Source organism: Corallococcus praedator (assembly GCF_003612125.1).
Taxonomy (GTDB): Bacteria; Myxococcota; Myxococcia; order Myxococcales; family Myxococcaceae; genus Corallococcus; species Corallococcus praedator.
This window is the reverse complement of record NZ_RAWI01000699.1, coordinates 1-2,215: the sequence shown is the minus strand read 5'-3', so window position 1 is coordinate 2,215 and position 2,215 is coordinate 1. Positions and strand designations below refer to the sequence as shown.

Annotated in this window: 1 protein-coding gene; it reads right to left on the bottom strand. The window is 70.4% G+C overall.

Annotated features, from left to right (window positions below; translation table 11 throughout):
* A partial coding sequence (locus tag D7Y13_RS40985; protein WP_120631043.1) for a glycoside hydrolase family 31 protein occupies window positions 1–2,005 on the bottom strand: 2,005 nt, incomplete at its 3' end.
* Between the last annotated feature and the right edge of the window lie 210 nt (window positions 2,006–2,215).

Below are 2,215 nucleotides of genomic sequence, written 5' to 3'. Positions count from 1 at the left end.
GGGCTCGGAGATGTGTATAAGAGAACAGCTCCCGCACCCGTCCCGCCCGCTCCAGGCCCGGCCACTCCAGCCACGCCCCCGCCGGCAGCCAGGCCAATCGCTTCGTCTGCCCCGGCCTCACCACTGGCGCCACCATCACGTCCTGTCCGAACAGGAATTGATCGAACGCGCCCGCTGCCTCCGCGTCCCCGGGCGCTTCCATCAACAGCGGCCTCAACGGCGCGAGCCCCGTCTCTGACGCCTCGTGCAGCAGCGTGTACAGCGTAGGCAGCAGCCGATACCGCCGCTCCAGCGCCGCGCGGGCCAGCGCCAGGTACGGCTCCCCGTACCGCCAGGGCTCCTGCGGCGGGGTTCCCTTGCCCGCGTGGTTTCGCATCAGCGGATAGAACGTGCCGGTCTGCATCCAGCGCACCAACAGCTCGCCGTTCGCCCGGCCCACGAAGCCCGGGATGTCCGTCCCCGTGAAGGCCACCGCCGCCAATCCCATTCCCACCAGCATCGGGATGGAGGTCTCCAACTGCGTCCAGTGGCTGGAGTTGTCCCCCGTCCACACCGCCGCGTAACGCTGGATGCCCGCGCTTCCCGCCCGCGTCAGCAGGAACGGCCGCGCCTCCGGGCGCAGCTCGCGCAGCGCTTCATACGCCCCCTTCGCCATGCCCAGCGCGTAGACGTTGTGCACCTCCAGGTGCCGCCTGTCCCCGTGTCTCGCGTCGTAGGGCAGCGTGGGGCCCTCCACCTTGCCCACGCCCTCCGCGCGCTGGCTCGTCACCGTGAGGATTCCCAGGTCCGGCTGCACCGCGAAGCACGACGGTTCGTTCATGTCGTTCCAGAATCCCGCGATGCCCTGCTCCACGAAGTCGCGGTGCAGCCCGCCCCACCAGCGCTGCACCTCCGGCCGCGTCATGTCCGGGAACACCGCGGGCCGGGGCCAGACCTCGCCCACCAGCACGCCGCCCCGGTCGTAGCGCACCAGGTAGTCGCGCGCCTTCGCCTCCTCGTACGGCGCCCAGCCCGCTTCCTGCTTCAACGCGGGATCCACGATGGGCACCAGCCGCACGCCCTCGGCCGCCGCGTCCCGCACCAGCCCGGCGGGATCCGGATAGCGCGCCCCGTCCCAGGTCCAGACCTTGTACCCATCCATGTAATCGATATCGAGATACACGACGTCCAGGGGCAGCCCCCGCTGCCGGTACCCCTGGATGACGCCCCGGATGTCATTGGCGTTCTCGTAGCCCCAGCGGCTCTGCTGCGCGCCCAGGCTCCACAGCGGGGGCAGGGGAGGACAGCCCGTCAGCGCCGCGTAGCCGCGCACCACGTCCGCGATTCCCGGCCCGGAGAACAGGTAGCAATCCAGCTCCGGCCCCCACGACTCCCACGCTACCCGCGACGCGTCCGTCAGCGCCACGTCCACCTCCGAGCGCCATGACTCGTCCAGGTAGAACCCCCACGCCACGCCGTCGCGCAGGCCCACGAAGAAGGGAATGGACTGGTAGAGCGGATCCGTGTCCGGGTGGTGCGGCATCACGTCCGTGTTCCAGAACGTGAAGTGCATCCCCCGCTTGTCCAGCGGCCCCACCTTCTCGCCAAAGCCCAGATAGCGCTCCTCCGGCGGCGCCCGCAGCGTCAGCCTGGAGCGGTGGCGGCCCATCGGATACTCGGCGTGCGCCTCACCGGACACGCTCACGCTGCGCGCCAGCTCCCGTCCTGACGCGTCCCGGAAGCTCCACGTCCCCGACTCCACGCCAATCTCCAGCGACACGCCGCCCGCTTTCACGTGCACGCGCTCCGCGTCGCTCCGGATCTCCAGGAGCTGGGGCTTCCCTTGTGTCACCACCGCCCACGAGCGCTTGTCGGGCAGCTCGGGGTGCAGAAAGCCGACCTCGGAGGACACCGGTGCATGCCGCACCCGCAGCACGCCGGGCAGGGGGCTCGTCACCTCCAGGACGGCATGACGTCCCGACAGGCGCAGACGGTGGGGCTCGACGCGGGCTTCATCGACGTGCATGCCTCGCAATCTAGGAAGCACGCCGCGACCCGCACCCCTCTTTCTCCGCCCTCCGTGCGATGCTGTTCACCGCCATGTCGCCCCCCGAGCCCCTGCCCTTTCCGGACAGCCTCTGCCACCGCTGCGCCGCGCCGCCCAAGTACGTCCAGACGCGGACCTCCACGTTCATCCTCTGTCCGCTCCTGCCCCAGAAGTACGCCCCCCAGCCGG